Here is a 15,458-nt window from a genome sequence, read left to right as displayed (position 1 = left end):
CGCGCGGCACCGGTTTGTCGGGGTCGAAATAGCGGATGGTGCGGCGACGGCCGAGCAGCACATCGCGCGCCTCGGCATCCTCGGCGCTCAGCTTGCGACGCAGCACCGTCGTCGGGACGACGCGCCGGGTGGCCTGCTGGCCGAACCCGAGACGGGCGAAATACCGGTTGCCGACCTTGTCGGTCGTGGCGACATTGGCAAACACCAGATCGTGACCCGTGCTCTCGGCATGCCTGGCAACCGCGGCGAGCAACTGCCCGGCCACGCCTTGCCGGCGGCCCTCCGGGATGACAAAGAGCTCGTCCAGCGCCAGCGCCGGAGGTTCCAGCAGGCCGTGCTGGCGCTCGTTGACCACCGCGAAGCCGAGCGGCCGGCCGTCCAAGGTCGCCAAATAGGCGGCAGTGCCGGGGCGTCGCAAAGCGTCCGCCACCCGAGCGGTCCCGGCCGTCCGGGCGGCCAGATCGTGCGTCATACCCGCAGCGAGTGCACTCTCGATCCACAAGGTCGCCAACTCACCGACCTGCCGCTGACCCGCCCGGCTGACCACGATGTGCGGGCGGGGCATGACCGGCTCCTTCGAGATCGAATGCGATGGTTACCGGGCGTCCGGTTGAACACCGAACGACCTCGGAAATCGAACTCTAGAGCACCGGAGGCACCGTCGGAAAGTGGCCTTCTTCACGGCCTTTGCGCAGGTCTGCGCCCGTGTGACCGGTGTGACGGGTGGGGCAGGTCAGGCCTTGTCGATCCCCGCGATGACGGCCTCGGCGACTTCCTTCATCCCCAGGCGCCGATCCATGGCGGTCTTCTGGATCCACCGGAAAGCGTCAGCCTCGGAGAGCTTGAGCTTCTTCATCAGCACGCCCTTGGCGCGCTCGACGGCCTTGCGGGTCTCCAGGGCCTCGCCGAGGTCGGCGACTTCCTTCTCCAGTTCCTTCAGCTCTGCCCAGCGCGAGAGTGCGATATTGATGGCGGGCGCCAGGTCGGCTGCGGTGAAGGGCTTGACGATATAGGCCATCACTCCGGCGTCGCGGGCCCGCTCGACGAGCTCGGTCTGGGAGAAGGCGGTCAGCATGATGACGGGGCACAGGCGTTGCTTGCCGATCTCGTCCGCGGCCGACAGCCCGTCCATGACGGGCATCTTGACGTCCATGATGACCAGGTCCGGAGTCAGCTCGAGGGCCATCTCGACGGCCTGCTCGCCATTGCTGGCCTGCCCCACGACGTCATAGCCGGCCTCGCCGAGCATCTCGACCAGATCCAGACGGATCAGTGCCTCGTCCTCGGCTACGACGATCCGGGCTGCCGTGGTGGCCTTGGCAGGGGTGCTCATCGCGCGATTCCTCATCGGTTGCGTCCAGGTTGAGTCAGGCGGCGATTCCGCCTACGTGCCGGGAGCGGGACTTGAACCCGCACGCCTTGCGGCAAAGCATTTTGAGTGCTCCGTGTCTGCCATTCCACCACCCCGGCCAGGTGCCCGGACAGCATACCTGCGTGCGCGGACTGCGCTCGGTTGCCGACCGGTGAGCGGACGCCTAGAGCGCCGAGAACGCACCCCGGTGATAGATCGCGTCGCCGACCACGTGGACCCGCAGCGCATTGGTCGTCCCGACCACGCCGGGCGGCGACCCGGCGGCGATGACCACCCGCTCCCCCTCGGGGCAGCGGCCGGCCTGGATGACGGCCTCGTCGACCTGGAAGGCCATGTCGTCGGTGTGATGCACATTGGGCACCAGGAAGGTCTCGACTCCCCACGTCAGCGCCAACTGCGAGCGCGTCGCCGCGCTCGGGGTGAAGGCGAGCATGGGCTTATGGGGGCGCATCCGGGCCATCGCCCGCGCCGAGTTGCCGGAGGTGGTGAAGGTCACCAGATAGCGGGCGCCCACGAGCTTGGCGATCTCGGCCGCGGCTCGCGTGATGGCGCCGCTGACGGTTTGGGGGCTCGCGGTCAGTGGGGCGATCCGGTCAAACCCGGTCTCCTCGGTGTTCGCGATGATCTTGGCCATCGTCGCGACGGCAGCGACCGGGTGAGCGCCCATGCTCGTCTCGCCCGAGAGCATCAGCGCGTCCGCGCCGTCGAGCACGGCATTGGCGGCGTCGGAGGCCTCGGCGCGGGTGGGCCGCGGATTCTCGATCATCGACTCCAGCACCTGGGTGGCGACGATGACCGGCTTGGCGTTGCGGCGAGCGATCTCGATGGCCCGCTTCTGCACCAGGGGCACCTGCTCCAGCGGCAGTTCCACGCCGAGGTCACCGCGCGCGACCATGATGCCGTCGAAGGCGACGACGATCTCCTCGAGATTGTCCACGGCCTGCGGCTTCTCGATCTTGGCGATGACGGGCAGACGAACCCCCACCTCGTCCATGATCTCGTGCACGCGACGGATGTCCTCGGCCGAGCGCACAAAGGACAAGGCGATGAAATCGGCCGTCAGCGTCAGCGCCCAGCGCAGGTCGGCCTCGTCTTTCTCGGACATGGCGGGGACGCTCACGGCGACTCCCGGCAGGTTGATGCCCTTGTTGTTGGACACCGTGCCGCCCTCGACGACGTGGCAGACGACATCGGTGTCGTTCACCTCGGTCGCGACCAGTTCGACCTTCCCGTCGTCGATCAGCAGGGTGTCGCCGGGGTTGACGTCACCGGCCAGGCCCTTGTAGGTCGTGCCGACCGCTGACTGGGTGCCGTCGATCTCACGGGTGGTGATCGTGAAGGAATCGCCGGCGATCAGGTCGACGGGGCCGCCGCTGAAGCGGGTGGTGCGGATTTTTGGGCCCTGCAGGTCGACCAGGATGCCGACCGCCCGGCCAGACTCGTCCGACGCGGCGCGCACATTACGGTAGATCTCCTCGTGGACGGCGTACTCACCGTGCGAGAGATTGAGCCGAGCGACGTCCATTCCCGCGTCGACGAGCTCACGAAGCCGTTCAGGGGTGGATGTGCTGGGACCGAGGGTGCAGACGATCTTGGCTCGACGCATGGGCACCATGCTACCGATGTAAGCGCTTTCACTCCCACCGTTCACCCCCGGCGCGCCCGACTTTCTCGTGACGGGCGCGACGGCCGCTGTTAGCCGACCGCGAGTGGCCGGTCCGTGGGGTTGATCGGCCGGGGTAGTTGCGAGGAACCCATCAGATAGGCGTCCACGCCCCGAGCGGCAGAGCGGCCTTCGGCGATCGCCCAGACGATCAGCGACTGTCCACGGCCGGCATCGCCGGCGACGAAGACGCCCGGCACGCTGGTCATGTAGTCCGCGTCCCGCACGATATTGCCTCGCCCGTCCAGGTCGACGCCGAGTTGGGCGACGACGCCGTCCGGCTCGGGTCCGAGGAAGCCCATGGCGAGCAAGACCAACTGGGCCGGCAGCACGCGCTCGCTGCCCTCCACCGGCTCGAAGCCGCGCTCCCCCATCCGCACCTCGCTCACGCGCAGGCCACTGAGCCGACCGGCGTCATCGGCGAGCACTTCCTGGGTGGATATCGCGTAGAGCCGGTCGCCACCCTCCTCGTGCGCGCTGGCGACGCGGTAGATCATCGGGTAGGTCGGCCACGGCTGGTTGGCCGGCCGGTCGGCTCCGGGCTGGGGCATGATCTCCAGGCTGGTGACCGACCGGGCCCCTTGGCGGTGCGCGGTGCCGATGCAGTCGGCACCGGTGTCGCCACCACCGATGACGATGACGTCCTTGCCGGTCGCCGTGACCTGGTTCTCCACCCGCTCGCCGAGCGCCACCCGGTTGGCCGGCGGCAGGTAATCCATCGCCTGGAGCACCCCACTCACGTCCCGGCCGGGCACGGGCAGGTCTCGGGGAACGGTGGCCCCGATGGCCAACACGACGGCGTCGTATCGGTCGCGCAACTGCTGCCCGGTGACCGTGCCGCCGACGTCGACACCATTGCGGAAGCGGGTGCCCTCGGCCTCCATCTGGGCGATCCGTCGATCGACGATCGACTTCTCCATCTTGAACTCGGGGATGCCATAGCGCAGCAGACCGCCGGGCTTGTCGGCCCGCTCGTAGACCGCGACCGTATGCCCGGCCCGCGTCAGTTGCTGTGCAGCGGCCAGGCCCGCCGGGCCTGAGCCGACGACGGCGACCGTCTTGCCGGAGAGCCGCTCCGGCGGTTGTGGAACGACCCCGCCCGCCGCGAAGGCCCGCTCGATCGTGGTGACCTCGATCTGCTTTATCGTCACCGCCGGCTGGTTGATGCCGAGCACGCAGGCGGTCTCGCAGGGCGCGGGGCACAGACGGCCGGTGAACTCCGGGAAGTTGTTGGTCGCGTGCAGCCGTTCGATGGCATCGCGCCAGTCCCCTCGCCACGCCAGATCGTTCCACTCCGGGATCAGGTTGCCCAGGGGGCACCCGGCGTGGCAGAAGGGGATGCCACAGTCCATGCACCGGCCGGCCTGCTGGCGCAACTCGGCGACATCCTGGGCCTCGTAGACCTCTTTCCAGTCCATGATCCGGACCGGGACGGGCCGACGGGCGGGCAGGGCCCGCTCGCGGGTGGTCAAGAATCCTGTCGGGTCAGCCACGGGAGGCCTCCATGATTCGGTCCCAGACGACCTCGCCCTCCGGGTCGAGGCCTTCGGCCTGCGCGGCTGCGCGGACCGTCATTACGCGTTCGTAGTCGCGCGGCAGGACCAGCGAGAAGCGTTCTCGTGCACTGGCCCAATCGCCCAGCAGGTCGGCAGCGACCCGAGAGCCGGTGGCCTCGAGGTGCTGACCCAGCAAACTCTCCACGACCTCGGCATGCGAGTCGGACAGGGGCAGGATATCGACCATCTCCCGGTTGACCCGGTGGGTGGGCAAGTCGAGCACATAGGCATACCCGCCGCTCATACCGGCCGCGAAGTTGCGCCCGATCCGCCCGAGGATGAGCACTGTGCCACCGGTCATGTACTCGCACCCGTGATCGCCGACCCCTTCGACCACGGCGGTGGCGCCGGAGTTGCGGACGCAGAAGCGCTCGCCGACGGTCCCGCGCAAGAAGATCTGCCCAAGGGTCGCGCCGTAACCGATGACATTGCCAGCGATCACATTCTCCTCGGCAACGAAAACGGAACCCGGGTGCGGGCGCACGATGACCCGTCCGCCGGAGAGGCCCTTGCCGACATAGTCGTTGGCGTCGCCGATCAGCCGCAGGGTCACCCCGGCCGGCAAAAAGGCACCGAACGACTGCCCTGCTGACCCGGTCAGTGTCAGATCGATGCTGCCGTCCGGCAGCCCGCCGACATTCCGGCTCGTCACCTCGTGGCCGAGCATCGTGCCCACGGTCCGGTTGACATTGCGCACGGCCAGTTCGCCGTATGCCGTTTCCCCGTCATCGAGCGCGGGGCGTGCCAAGGCGATCAACTGGTGATCGAGGGCCTTCTCCAGGCCGTGATCCTGGCTGATGCTCTGATAACGCGTGCCACCGTCGGCCGGTGGAGCGTCGGTGAGGATCGGGGCGAGGTCGAGTCCGCTGGCCTTCCAGTGCGCGACGGCTGCGCTAGTGTCGATGGCCTCGATGTGGCCGATGGCTTCGGCGATCGAGCGGAACCCGAGGGCGGCGAGGTGCTCGCGGACCTCTTCGGCGATGTATTCGAAGAAGGTCTCGACGAACTCCGGCTTGCCGGAGAACCGGGCGCGCAACTCGGGATTCTGCGTCGCGATGCCGACCGGGCAGGTGTCGAGGTGACACACGCGCATCATCACGCAGCCGCTGACGACCAACGGGGCCGTCGCGAAGCCGAACTCCTCGGCTCCCAGCAGGGCCGCGATGACGACATCGCGTCCGGTCTTGAGTTGGCCGTCGACCTGCACGACGATCCGGTCGCGCAGCCCGTTGAGCACCAGGGTCTGTTGGGTCTCAGCCAAGCCGAGTTCCCAGGGTCCACCCGCGTGCTTGAGTGAGGTCAACGGCGAGGCGCCGGTCCCGCCGTCATGGCCGGAGATGAGCACGACATCCGAGTGCGCCTTCGACACGCCGGCCGCAACCGTGCCGACGCCGACTTCGGCGACCAGTTTGACGTGGATACGCGCCTTGGGATTGGCGTTCTTGAGGTCGTGGATCAGCTGGGCGAGATCCTCGATGGAGTAGATGTCGTGGTGTGGCGGCGGGCTGATCAGGCCGACGCCCGGGGTGGAGTGCCGGGTCTTGGCCACCCAGGGGTAGACCTTGTGGCCGGGCAACTGGCCACCTTCGCCGGGCTTTGCGCCCTGGGCCATCTTGATCTGGATGTCGTCGGCGTGGGTCAGATAGGCCGATGTGACACCGAACCGTCCCGACGCGACCTGCTTGATCGCCGAGCGGCGCTCGGGGTCGAGTAGCCGGTCGAGATCTTCGCCGCCCTCACCGGTGTTGGAGCGGCCGCCGAGGCGGTTCATCGCGATGGCGAGGGTCTGGTGCGCCTCGAGGCTGATCGAGCCGTAGCTCATCGCGCCGGTGTTGAATCGCTTGACGATCTCGCTGGCGGCCTCGACCTCATCGATCGGGACAGCCGGTCGTGACTGGTCGCCGCCGAGGGAGAACAGGCCGCGCAAGGTCATCAGTCGCTCGGACTGGTCGTCGATGCGTGCGGTGTACTGCTTGAAGATGTCGTAGCGCCGCTGTCGCGTGGCGTGCTGGAGCTTGAAGACCGTCTCAGGGTCGAAGAGGTGCGGCTCGCCCTCGCGGCGCCATTGGTATTCGCCGCCGACCTCCAGGACGCGGTGCGGCAGGCGCACACCTTCGGGCGGGTAGGCCGCGGCGTGCCGCGCCGCGCTCTCGGCGGCGATGGCGTCAAGGCCGACGCCACCGAGCTGGGAGATGGTGCCGGTGAAGTAGGTGTCGACCAGCTCCTGCGACAGGCCGATCGCCTCGAAGACCTGGGCGCCGCGATAGGAGGCGACGGTGCTGATGCCCATCTTGGACATCACCTTCAGCACGCCCTTGCCGAGCGCCTTGATGAGGTTCTTGACGGACTGCTCCCCCGTGACGCCCGTCAGCACGCCGGAGCGGACCAGGTCCTCGACGGTCTCCATGGCCAGATAGGGGTTGACGGCCGCCGCGCCATAGCCGACGAGCAGGGCGACGTGGTGGACCTCGCGCACATCCCCGGCCTCGATGATCAGGCCGACCTGGGTGCGAGTCTTCTCCCGGATCAGGTGGTGATGAACGGCGGAGCACAAGAGCAGCGACGGAATGGGCGCCAGATCGCGGTTGCTGTCGCGGTCGGACAAGACGACGAACCGGGCACCGAGTTCGATGGCCGCGGAGACCTCGGCGAAGATCTCGGTCAGGCGCGCCTGGAGGGCCGCGGCGCCGCCGGTCACGTCATACAGGCCCTTGATGACGGCGGTCGCATAACCGGGCAGGTCGCCGTCGGCGTTGATACGCACGATCTTGGCGAGCTCGTCATTGTCGATCACCGGGAAGTCCAGGACCAACTGGCGGGCGTGCGCCGGAGTTGCGGTGAGCAGGTTGCCCTCCGGCCCGACCGAGGTGCCCAGCGAGGTGACCAGTTCCTCGCGGATGGCGTCCAGCGGCGGGTTGGTGACCTGGGCGAACTGCTGGGTGAAGTAGTCGAAAAGTAGCCGTGGCTTGCTGGATAGGACCGCGATCGGACTGTCGGTGCCCATCGAGCCGAGCGCCTCGTAGCCGCTGCGTGCCATCGGGGCCAGGATGATCCGCAGCTCCTCCTGGGTGTAGCCGAAGGTCTGCTGACGCCGCGCGACCGACTTGGCCGTGTGCACGATGTGCTCGCGTTCGGGCAGATCGCTCAGGTGCAGCAGCCCGGCGTGCAGCCAATCGGCATACGGCAACTGGGTGGCGAGCTGGGACTTGATCTCCTCGTCCTCGATGATCCGCCCCTGCGCGGTGTCGACGAGGAACATCCGTCCCGGCTGGAGGCGGCCCTTGCGCAGGATCTTCTCGGGGGCGATGTCGAGGACGCCGGCCTCGGAGGCGAGGACGACCAGGCCCTCGTCCGTGACCCAGAAGCGGCCGGGGCGCAGGCCGTTGCGGTCCAGGACCGCCCCGATGAGCGTGCCGTCGGTGAAGGTCACGCAGGCCGGGCCGTCCCAGGGCTCCATGGTCAGCGAGTGGAACTCGTAGAAGGCCCGGCGATCCGGGTCCATCTCCTCGTGGTTCTCCCAGGCCTCCGGGATCATCATCAGCACCGCATGGGGCAGCGGGCGGCCGCCGAGGTGGAGCAACTCGAGGACTTCATCGAAGGACGCCGAGTCCGAGCCATCGGGTGGGCAGATCGGCGAGAGGCGGCTCAGGTCGCCGGGGATCAGGTCGGAGGCGAGCAGCGACTCGCGCGCCGCCATCCAGTTGCGGTTGCCCTTGACAGTGTTGATCTCGCCGTTGTGGGCGATCAACCGGTAGGGGTGACTGAGCGGCCAGCTCGGGAAGGTGTTGGTGGAGAAGCGCGAGTGGACCAGCGCGAGTTCGCTGACGAAGCGGTCGTCGGACAGGTCGGGGAAGAAGGGTTCGAGCTGGCCGGTGGTGAGCATCCCCTTGTAGACCACGGTACGCGCGGACAGCGAGGCGAAATAGACGTCGAGCTCGCGCTCGGCGCGCTTGCGCAGGCAGTAGGCCCGGCGGTCGAGGTGGATGCCCCGGACGGCGCCGTCGGAGGCGGTGACGAAGAGCTGGGCGAAATGCGGCATACAGTCGCGCGCCGATTGCCCGACGAGCTCGGGGACGACAGGGACATCGCGCCAGCCGATGACCTCCAGGCCCTCCTCCTCGGCGAGGTCCTCGATGCGGGCGACCGTCGTGGCGCGCGCATCGGCGTCGGCGGGCAGGAAGGCCGACCCGACGGCATACGACCCGGCGGGCGGCAGCACGAAGCCGGTGACCGCGCGGAGGAAGGCATCCGGGACCTGGGTCAGGATGCCCGCCCCGTCACCGACCAGCGGATCGGCGCCGGTGGCGCCGCGGTGATCGAGATTGGTCAACGCCGTCAAGCCGGCCTCGACGATGTCGTGTCCCGCGTGGCCGCGCAGCGTGGCGACCATGGCCACGCCACAAGCGTCGTGCTCGAACTCGCGCCGGTAGAGCCCGGTGTTCTCGGGCTGGGTGCTGAAAAGGGCGGACGTCATCGACCGTCACCGTCCTATCCGTGAATCGTATGGGTGCCGCCGGGTCCCGCGACCCGGCGGCCGGGTGGACGGCTCTGGCCACGCTGGGGCCGAGAATAGCAGGCGCCGTCCTACGATGTGGTCGCCGATTTCTCAGTATGTGAGATCGCCGCCTCAGTGTTGCCGGATCGTGCCCGCCGGGCCGCGACTAGGTAGAGCGCGAGACCGAGGAGGAAGACGAGGATCGAGGTCCAGACATTGAGCCGCTGGCCGAGGATGACGTTCGCCGGGTCGGTGCGCATCTTCTCCACGATGAGCCGCTCGATCGTGTAGCCCATGAGAAGCAGCCCGAAGAGCTGGCCCGGCGCGAACTGCCGGCGCCGGTCGAGCCAGAGCAGGGCGATGGCCAGCAATACGCACCAGATCGACTCATAGAGAAAGGTCGGGTGGAAGGTGCCGAGCACGATCGCATTGCCGTTGGCGTCGGTGACCGCTCGGCCGGCGAGGGTGTCCCACTCGTGGATCTGCAGGCCCCACGGCAGGTCGGTGGCCGAGCCGTAGACCTCGTTGTTGAACCAATTGCCCCACCGGCCGAGGGCTTCGGCCAGGGCGACGCCGGGAGCCGCGGCATCGGCCAAAACGGCCATTCGCACGCCCGCTCGCCGGCAGCCGATCCAGGCGCCGACGGCGCCGAGCGCGATGGCCCCCCAGATGCCGAGACCGCCGTGCCAGATCTTCAGGGCGTCGATCGGGTGCCCGTCCTTGCCGAAGTAGGCCTGCGGGCTGGTGATGACGTGGTAGAGCCGGCCGCCGACGATGCCGAAGGGCACCGCCCAGGTCGCGATGTCCAGGGCCGCGCCCTCGGGCCCGCCTTTGGCCTCGAGCCGCCGCTGCGTCAGCCAGACGGCGACCACGATGCCCGCGAGGATGCACAAGGCGTAGCAGCGGATCGCCAGCGGGCCGAGGTGCAGGGCACCGACCGTGGGGCTCGGAATGTAGGTCAGCACGAGGTCACGATACGTGCCCGGCTACTTGGTAGCCGCCTCGATTGCCTTGGTCAGGCCGTCCGGCGTGGCGACATCCTTCAGCGATACCTCGGTGCCGTTGATCTTGACCGTGGGCGTGCCGCTGACCTTGGCCTGCACGGCGGCGTCGGTCACCTTGCCGACGTAGTAGGAGTACTTCTCGGCCTTGACACAGGTCTGCCAGGTGCGCAGGGCCTCGCCGGTCAGGCTGGCCATCGTGGCGAAGTTGTCCAGAGTCTCGGTCGGGATGCTCTTGGCTTCTTCGGTCTGACCCGCGTAGGCGGCGTCGTGGAAGGCCTGGAACTTGCCCTGGTCAGCGGCGCAGAAGGCCCCGTTGGCCACCGGGACGGAGTACTTCACGCCGAACTTCTCGTCGAGGAAGTTGAGCACGTGGTAGTTCAGGGTGATCTTGCCGCTCTGGGCGAGCGACTCGAAGGTCTTGCCGACCGCGGCCTCGAGTTGCCCGCAGACCGGGCACTGGAAGTCCTCGAAGAGATCCACGACTGGGGCCCCGGCCGCCGGCGTGACATCGGCGAACGCGCGATAGCCGGAATCGACCGACGCCCCGGCCGGTATGGCGGTGCCCCCGGCTCGAGCGTCACTGGTCGCCTTCTGGTTGGCGATGATCACCCAGGCGACGACCGCGATGATCGTCAGGATCGCGATGACGCCGCCGATGGTCACCGCGCTCGGACCGGACTTCGTGGCCGCCTTCTGCGCAGCACTCGCCTTCGCGGCACGCGTGGTCACATCTTTGGGCGCGTTGGGGCGCTTGGCCATCTGCTCTACGTCCTTGTCGTGTCGGAGCCGGGCTCAGCCCAGCACGGCCTTCTTGAAGGCGGCGGCGTCCATATTGGTCAGGGTCAGGTCCTTGCCGTTGAGACGGACCGTGGGGGTGCTGGTAACGCCGTCCTTGCTGGTGGCGTCCTGCATCGAGACGACGTACTGGTTGTGATCCTGCTTTTGATAGCACGTCGTCCAGGCGTCCAAGGCGGCCCCGGTCAGTCCAGCCTGGCCGGCGAAGGTCGTCAGTTGCTCGTCGGTCCAGCCCTTGCCCTCTTGGGTCGGCTGGTTGGCATAGATCAGGTCGTGCATTTCGCCGAACTTGCCGTCGTCGGCGGCGCAGAATGCGGCGTTAGCCGCGCGGCTGGAGTTCTTGCCCTGGAAGTTGTCGTCCAAGAAGGTCATCACGTGATAGCGGACCTGGACATCGCCCGAGGTCGCCATCTCCTTGACCGTCGAACCGAGGATGCGCTCGAACTGTCCGCACCCGGGGCATTGGAAGTCCTCGTAGATGTCGAGCGTGGGCGCGCCGGCCTTGGGCGTGCCACGCACGAACGGCTGCCCCATGGCGCTGACACCCTTGGGCAGCGCGGACCCACCTTCGGATGCGGCCTTGGCGGCGTTCTTGTTGTTGATCACCACGAACCCAACGACGGCCACGATGGCGACCAGAGCAATCACCCCGGCGATGACCAGCGGGTTGGGGCCGCCGCGGTGGGTGCCTTTGGTGGCCTGCTGGATCTTGGCCTGGCGCGCGCTGACGGCGTCCTGAGGGGCGGGCTGATTCTTCGCCATGAGTGATTGCGACTTCCTGCGTGATGGGAACGTGAAGAGCGAGGCCGGGTCGGTCAGTTGCCGTACCAGCGGCGGTCGAGGCTGAGGAAACTGCGCGGTCGCCAGCTCAGGTAGGCGCCGCACAGGGCGAACAGGCTATCCCTGGCCAACTCGAGGGGATAGGCCGTCTTGGCCGGCTCGATCTGCCCGCCGCCGCCGAAGCACCCGCAGTCGATGGCCAGGCCACGGGCCCAGGCCGAGGAGATGCCGATGACGAAGGCGAGCATGAGCATGGTGCCGAGAACGGCAGCCCCACGGGTCAATAGGCCGAGAATGAGCAGGCTGCCGACGATGATCTCCACGAGCGGCAGGCCATAGCCGACGAGCCGTGCCACGTCGAAGGGGAGGAGTTGGTAGGCCTGCACGGCGCGGGCGGACTGGCCCGGGTGCCCGACCTTGAGCAGTCCGGCGATGAGCAGCACCCCGCCGAGAATCAGGCGGGCGAGGGTGCCGGCCCAATCCAGTGCGCGTTCGCGGCCGGCGCTGCCCGTCGGCGCCGAACGCACGTCGTCATCGACCATCGTCATCGTGTCCTTACCTACGCTCTCTGCCGGTCGGCCCGGCCCTCCCGCACGCCGGCCGCGAGGTCTCGGGTGAGCGCCGCAAGCCGGTCGAGCCCGGCCGCCCGGTCGGTGTCGAGCATGGTCGAGACCAAGGCCGACCCGACGATCACCCCATCCGCGAACGAACCGACCTGCGCCGCTTGTTCCCGGGTGCTGACACCGAGTCCGACGCAGACCGGGATGTCACTGACTGCACGAGCCCGTGCGACCAGTTCTTCGGCAGCACTGCCCAGGCTGTTACGGGCGCCGGTGACGCCCATGGTGGACGCGGCATACACGAAGCCACGGCACTTGTCGGTGACGAAGGTGAGCCGTTCGGGGGTCGAGGACGGGGCGATGAGGAAGACCCGGTCCAGGCCGGTGCGCTCGGAGGCGGCGATCCAGTCGCCGGCCTCGTCGGGGATCAGATCCGGGGTGATCAAGCCCGCTCCCCCGGCTGCCGCGAGGTCGTCGGCGAAACGATCGACGCCACGGCGGATCACGAGATTCCAGTAGGTCATCACCAGTGGTGGCGCGCCGGCGCCCCGGACCGCCGCCGTCGCGTCGAACACATCGGCCACGCGGGTGCCGCCGGCGAGCGCGGTGGACGCGGCCCGCTGCACAGTGGGGCCGTCCATGACCGGGTCGCTATAGGGGACGCCGACCTCGACGATGTCGCAGCCGTTCTCCACCAGCGTCACCATGGCTTCGAGCGAGGTCGGCTTGTCGGGGAAGCCGACCGGCAGATAGCCGATGAGTGCGGCGCGGTCCTCGGCGCGGCAGCGGGCGAGGACGTCGGTGACGCCCCGAGCGGTGGTGGGGGGCGTCATTCGGGATCCGTCTCGATCAGCCCGAACCAGGCAGCAGCCGTATGCATGTCCTTGTCACCGCGGCCGGACAGATTGACCAAGATCAGGGCGTCCGGGCCGAGCTCCTGGCCGACCTCGATCGCCCCGGCGAGCGCGTGCGCGGACTCCAGGGCGGGGATGATGCCTTCGGTGCGGCACAGCAGCCGGAAGGCCGCCATTGTCGCCTCGTCGGTGGCGTAGCGGTATTCGGCGCGGCCGGAGTCCTTGAGGTAGGAATGCTCGGGACCGACGCTCGGGTAGTCCAATCCCGCACTGACGGAATGGGATTCGAGGGTCTGGCCGTCGTCGTCCTGCATGAGGTAGCTCATCGCGCCGTGCAACACGCCGGGCTCGGCAGAGGCGAAGCGGGCGGCGTGCCGGCCGGACTCGATGCCCTCTCCCCCGGCCTCGACCCCGATCAGGCGCACCTCAGCGTCGTCGATGAAGCGGTGGAAAATGCCCATGGCATTGGATCCGCCGCCGACGCACGCGATCACGGCATCGGGGAGGCGGCCGGTCAGATCGAGCACCTGGGCGCGTGCTTCGACGCCGATGATCCGGTGGAACTCGCGGACCATCTCGGGGAAGGGATGGGGGCCGGTCACCGTGCCGATGCAGTAGTGCGTGTCGTGGACATTGGCTACCCAGTCGCGCAGCGCCTCGTTGATGGCGTCCTTGAGGGTGGCGGTGCCGTGCTCGACGGGGATGACCTCGGCACCGAGGATGCGCATCCGGGCGACATTGAGGGCCTGGCGTTCGGTGTCGACCTCGCCCATATAGACCGTGCAGTCCAGGCCCATGAGCGCCGCGGCCGTCGCCGTGGCGACGCCGTGCTGGCCGGCGCCGGTCTCGGCGATGATGCGGCGCTTGCCCATCCGCTTGGTGAGGAGGGCTTGGCCAAGGACGTTGTTGATCTTGTGCGAACCGGTGTGATTGAGGTCCTCGCGTTTGAGGATGATGCGCCCGCCGCCGGCGTGCGCGGCGAACCGGGGGACCTCGGTGATGATGCTCGGCCGGCCGGTGTAGGTGCGGTGGAGGCGGTCGAGCTCCCCGAGGAACTCGGGGTCGACCATCGCCTTGGACCGGACCTCGTCCAGTTGCTCCAAGGCCGGGATGAGGGCCTCGGGGACATACCGGCCGCCGAAGCGGCCGAAGCGGCCGGCGGTCATCGCTGTGTTCCCGGGATGGCGGCGAACTCGGCGACGGCGGCCCCGGGGTCGCCGTGGGTGACCAGGGCCTCGCCGACCAGGACCGCGTCGGCACCCTCACGGGCATACCGCCGGGCGTCGTCCGCGTGCCGTATGCCGCTCTCGGCCACCGTGACAACTCCCGCGGGGATGGTGCCGACGAGGGCGCCGAAGGCGTCGGGGTCGACGTCGAGGGTCTTGAGGTTGCGGGCGTTGACGCCGAGCAGCGCCGGGTCGATCGCTTGGGCGCGTTCGATCTCTGCGGCGTCGTGGACCTCCACGAGGGCAGTCATCCCGAGATCTGTTGCCAGGGAGTGGAAATGGCGCAGCTGCGCGTCGCTGAGTGCGGCCACGATGAGCAGGACCAGGTCGGCGCCGTGGGCGCGGGCCTCGTAGAACTGGTAGTCGTCGACCATGAAGTCCTTGCGTAGGACCGGGATGTCGACGGCTTCGCGGACGGCGTCGAGGTCGGCGAGGCTGCCCCGGAAGCGCCGCTCCTCGGTGAGCACCGAGACCGCGGCGGCACCGGCCGCGGCATAGGTGGCGGCGAGGGCAGCGGGCTCCGGGATGGCGGCAAGGTCACCCTTGCTGGGGCTGGCCCGCTTGACCTCGCTGATCACCCCGAGCGTCGGCCCGCTGAGGCGGGGCAGAACGGGGCGGGGCGGGGGCGCCGACGCGGCTGCGGCGACGACCTTGGCGAGCGGCCGAGCCGAAACGCGCGCGGCGAGATCGGCTCGGACCCCCGCGATGATGGAGTCGAGGACGGTTGAACTCAAGGCTGTCTTAGTCGCTGTAGAGCGAACGGGGCGGATTCTTGTCTCCGTAGCCCATCCGGGAAAGAAGCGGCCACAGCACCGCGCCGATCAGGAACCCGGCGGCGCCGACGACGGCCATCGGCGTGCTCGCCTTGGCCACGCCGAGGCAGGCGATGGCCGAGGCCACGAGCATGACGGCGACACTCACCCAGGCCGCGACGCTGTTGCCGTGCCCTTCGTGCTCTTCCTGGTGCTGCATGTGGATGCCCTTCATCGGTCGAGGTGTGCGGGTGCCTTGCGGCGATGGACCTGCCCTGAGATTCTGTCAGACGCTGCCGACAGCCCCGGTCAACGCCCGGGTGCGCCGGGGTCGGCGGTCGGGTCGACGCCGCGCTCGAGGTCGTCCCAGGCGGTGCTCAGCCGCTGGCCGCGCCCGCCCG

Annotated in this window: 13 protein-coding genes and 1 tRNA gene; all 14 read right to left on the bottom strand. The window is 68.6% G+C overall.

Annotation, left to right across the window (positions count from 1 at the left end):
- Positions 1 to 565, bottom strand: a 565-nt coding sequence (locus PKH97_RS06215) for a GNAT family N-acetyltransferase (protein ID WP_324386540.1), incomplete at its 3' end; no start/stop codon positions are given.
- 168 nt (positions 566 to 733) lie between these two features.
- Positions 734 to 1,348, bottom strand: coding sequence for a response regulator (locus PKH97_RS06210; protein WP_324386539.1), 615 nt, complete (start codon positions 1,346 to 1,348; stop codon positions 734 to 736).
- Between the two features lie 41 nt (positions 1,349 to 1,389).
- Positions 1,390 to 1,470: transfer RNA gene (locus PKH97_RS06205), tRNA-Leu, on the bottom strand.
- Positions 1,471 to 1,535: 65 nt separating this feature from the next.
- On the bottom strand, positions 1,536 to 2,978 hold the full coding sequence (pyk, locus tag PKH97_RS06200) for a pyruvate kinase (protein WP_324386538.1): 1,443 nt from the start codon (positions 2,976 to 2,978) through the stop codon (positions 1,536 to 1,538).
- 89 nt (positions 2,979 to 3,067) lie between these two features.
- Entirely contained in the window at positions 3,068 to 4,528 is a 1,461-nt protein-coding gene (locus PKH97_RS06195) for a glutamate synthase subunit beta (protein ID WP_324386537.1), read from the bottom strand.
- Entirely contained in the window at positions 4,521 to 9,065 is a 4,545-nt protein-coding gene (gene gltB, locus PKH97_RS06190; RefSeq protein ID WP_324386536.1) for a glutamate synthase large subunit, read from the bottom strand. The genes PKH97_RS06195 and gltB overlap by 8 nt, the downstream gene beginning before the upstream one ends.
- 110 nt (positions 9,066 to 9,175) lie before the next feature.
- Positions 9,176 to 10,051 carry a prolipoprotein diacylglyceryl transferase gene (gene lgt, locus PKH97_RS06185; RefSeq protein WP_324386535.1) on the bottom strand — a complete coding sequence of 292 codons (876 nt, stop codon included), beginning with the start codon at positions 10,049 to 10,051 and terminating at the stop codon, positions 9,176 to 9,178.
- Between the two features lie 21 nt (positions 10,052 to 10,072).
- Positions 10,073 to 10,849: a thioredoxin domain-containing protein gene (locus PKH97_RS06180; RefSeq protein ID WP_324386534.1), complete on the bottom strand. Its 777-nt coding sequence runs from the start codon at positions 10,847 to 10,849 to the stop codon at positions 10,073 to 10,075.
- A 33-nt stretch (positions 10,850 to 10,882) separates the two neighbouring features.
- Positions 10,883 to 11,647, bottom strand: coding sequence for a thioredoxin domain-containing protein (locus tag PKH97_RS06175; RefSeq protein ID WP_324386533.1), 765 nt, complete (start codon positions 11,645 to 11,647; stop codon positions 10,883 to 10,885).
- A gap of 53 nt (positions 11,648 to 11,700) precedes the next feature.
- The gene (locus tag PKH97_RS06170) at positions 11,701 to 12,213 is read right to left on the bottom strand and encodes a MauE/DoxX family redox-associated membrane protein (RefSeq protein ID WP_324386532.1); all 513 of its coding nucleotides are present in this window, start codon (positions 12,211 to 12,213) and stop codon (positions 11,701 to 11,703) included.
- A gap of 11 nt (positions 12,214 to 12,224) precedes the next feature.
- Positions 12,225 to 13,058: a tryptophan synthase subunit alpha gene (trpA, locus tag PKH97_RS06165; RefSeq protein ID WP_324386531.1), complete on the bottom strand. Its 834-nt coding sequence runs from the start codon at positions 13,056 to 13,058 to the stop codon at positions 12,225 to 12,227.
- Positions 13,055 to 14,245: a tryptophan synthase subunit beta gene (trpB, locus tag PKH97_RS06160; RefSeq protein ID WP_324386530.1), complete on the bottom strand. Its 1,191-nt coding sequence runs from the start codon at positions 14,243 to 14,245 to the stop codon at positions 13,055 to 13,057. The genes trpA and trpB overlap by 4 nt, the downstream gene beginning before the upstream one ends.
- Positions 14,242 to 15,039 carry an indole-3-glycerol phosphate synthase TrpC gene (gene trpC, locus PKH97_RS06155; protein WP_324386529.1) on the bottom strand — a complete coding sequence of 266 codons (798 nt, stop codon included), beginning with the start codon at positions 15,037 to 15,039 and terminating at the stop codon, positions 14,242 to 14,244. The genes trpB and trpC overlap by 4 nt, the downstream gene beginning before the upstream one ends.
- A 7-nt stretch (positions 15,040 to 15,046) precedes the next feature.
- Positions 15,047 to 15,292: an HGxxPAAW family protein gene (locus PKH97_RS06150; RefSeq protein ID WP_324386528.1), complete on the bottom strand. Its 246-nt coding sequence runs from the start codon at positions 15,290 to 15,292 to the stop codon at positions 15,047 to 15,049.
- Between the last annotated feature and the right edge of the window lie 166 nt (positions 15,293 to 15,458).

Origin of the sequence: Nostocoides sp. (assembly GCF_035343835.1) — a bacterium.
Classification (GTDB): Bacteria; Actinomycetota; Actinomycetes; order Actinomycetales; family Dermatophilaceae; genus Nostocoides_A; species Nostocoides_A vanveenii.
The sequence above is the reverse complement of the archived record's forward strand: the minus strand, read 5'-3'. Positions and strand labels throughout refer to the sequence as shown.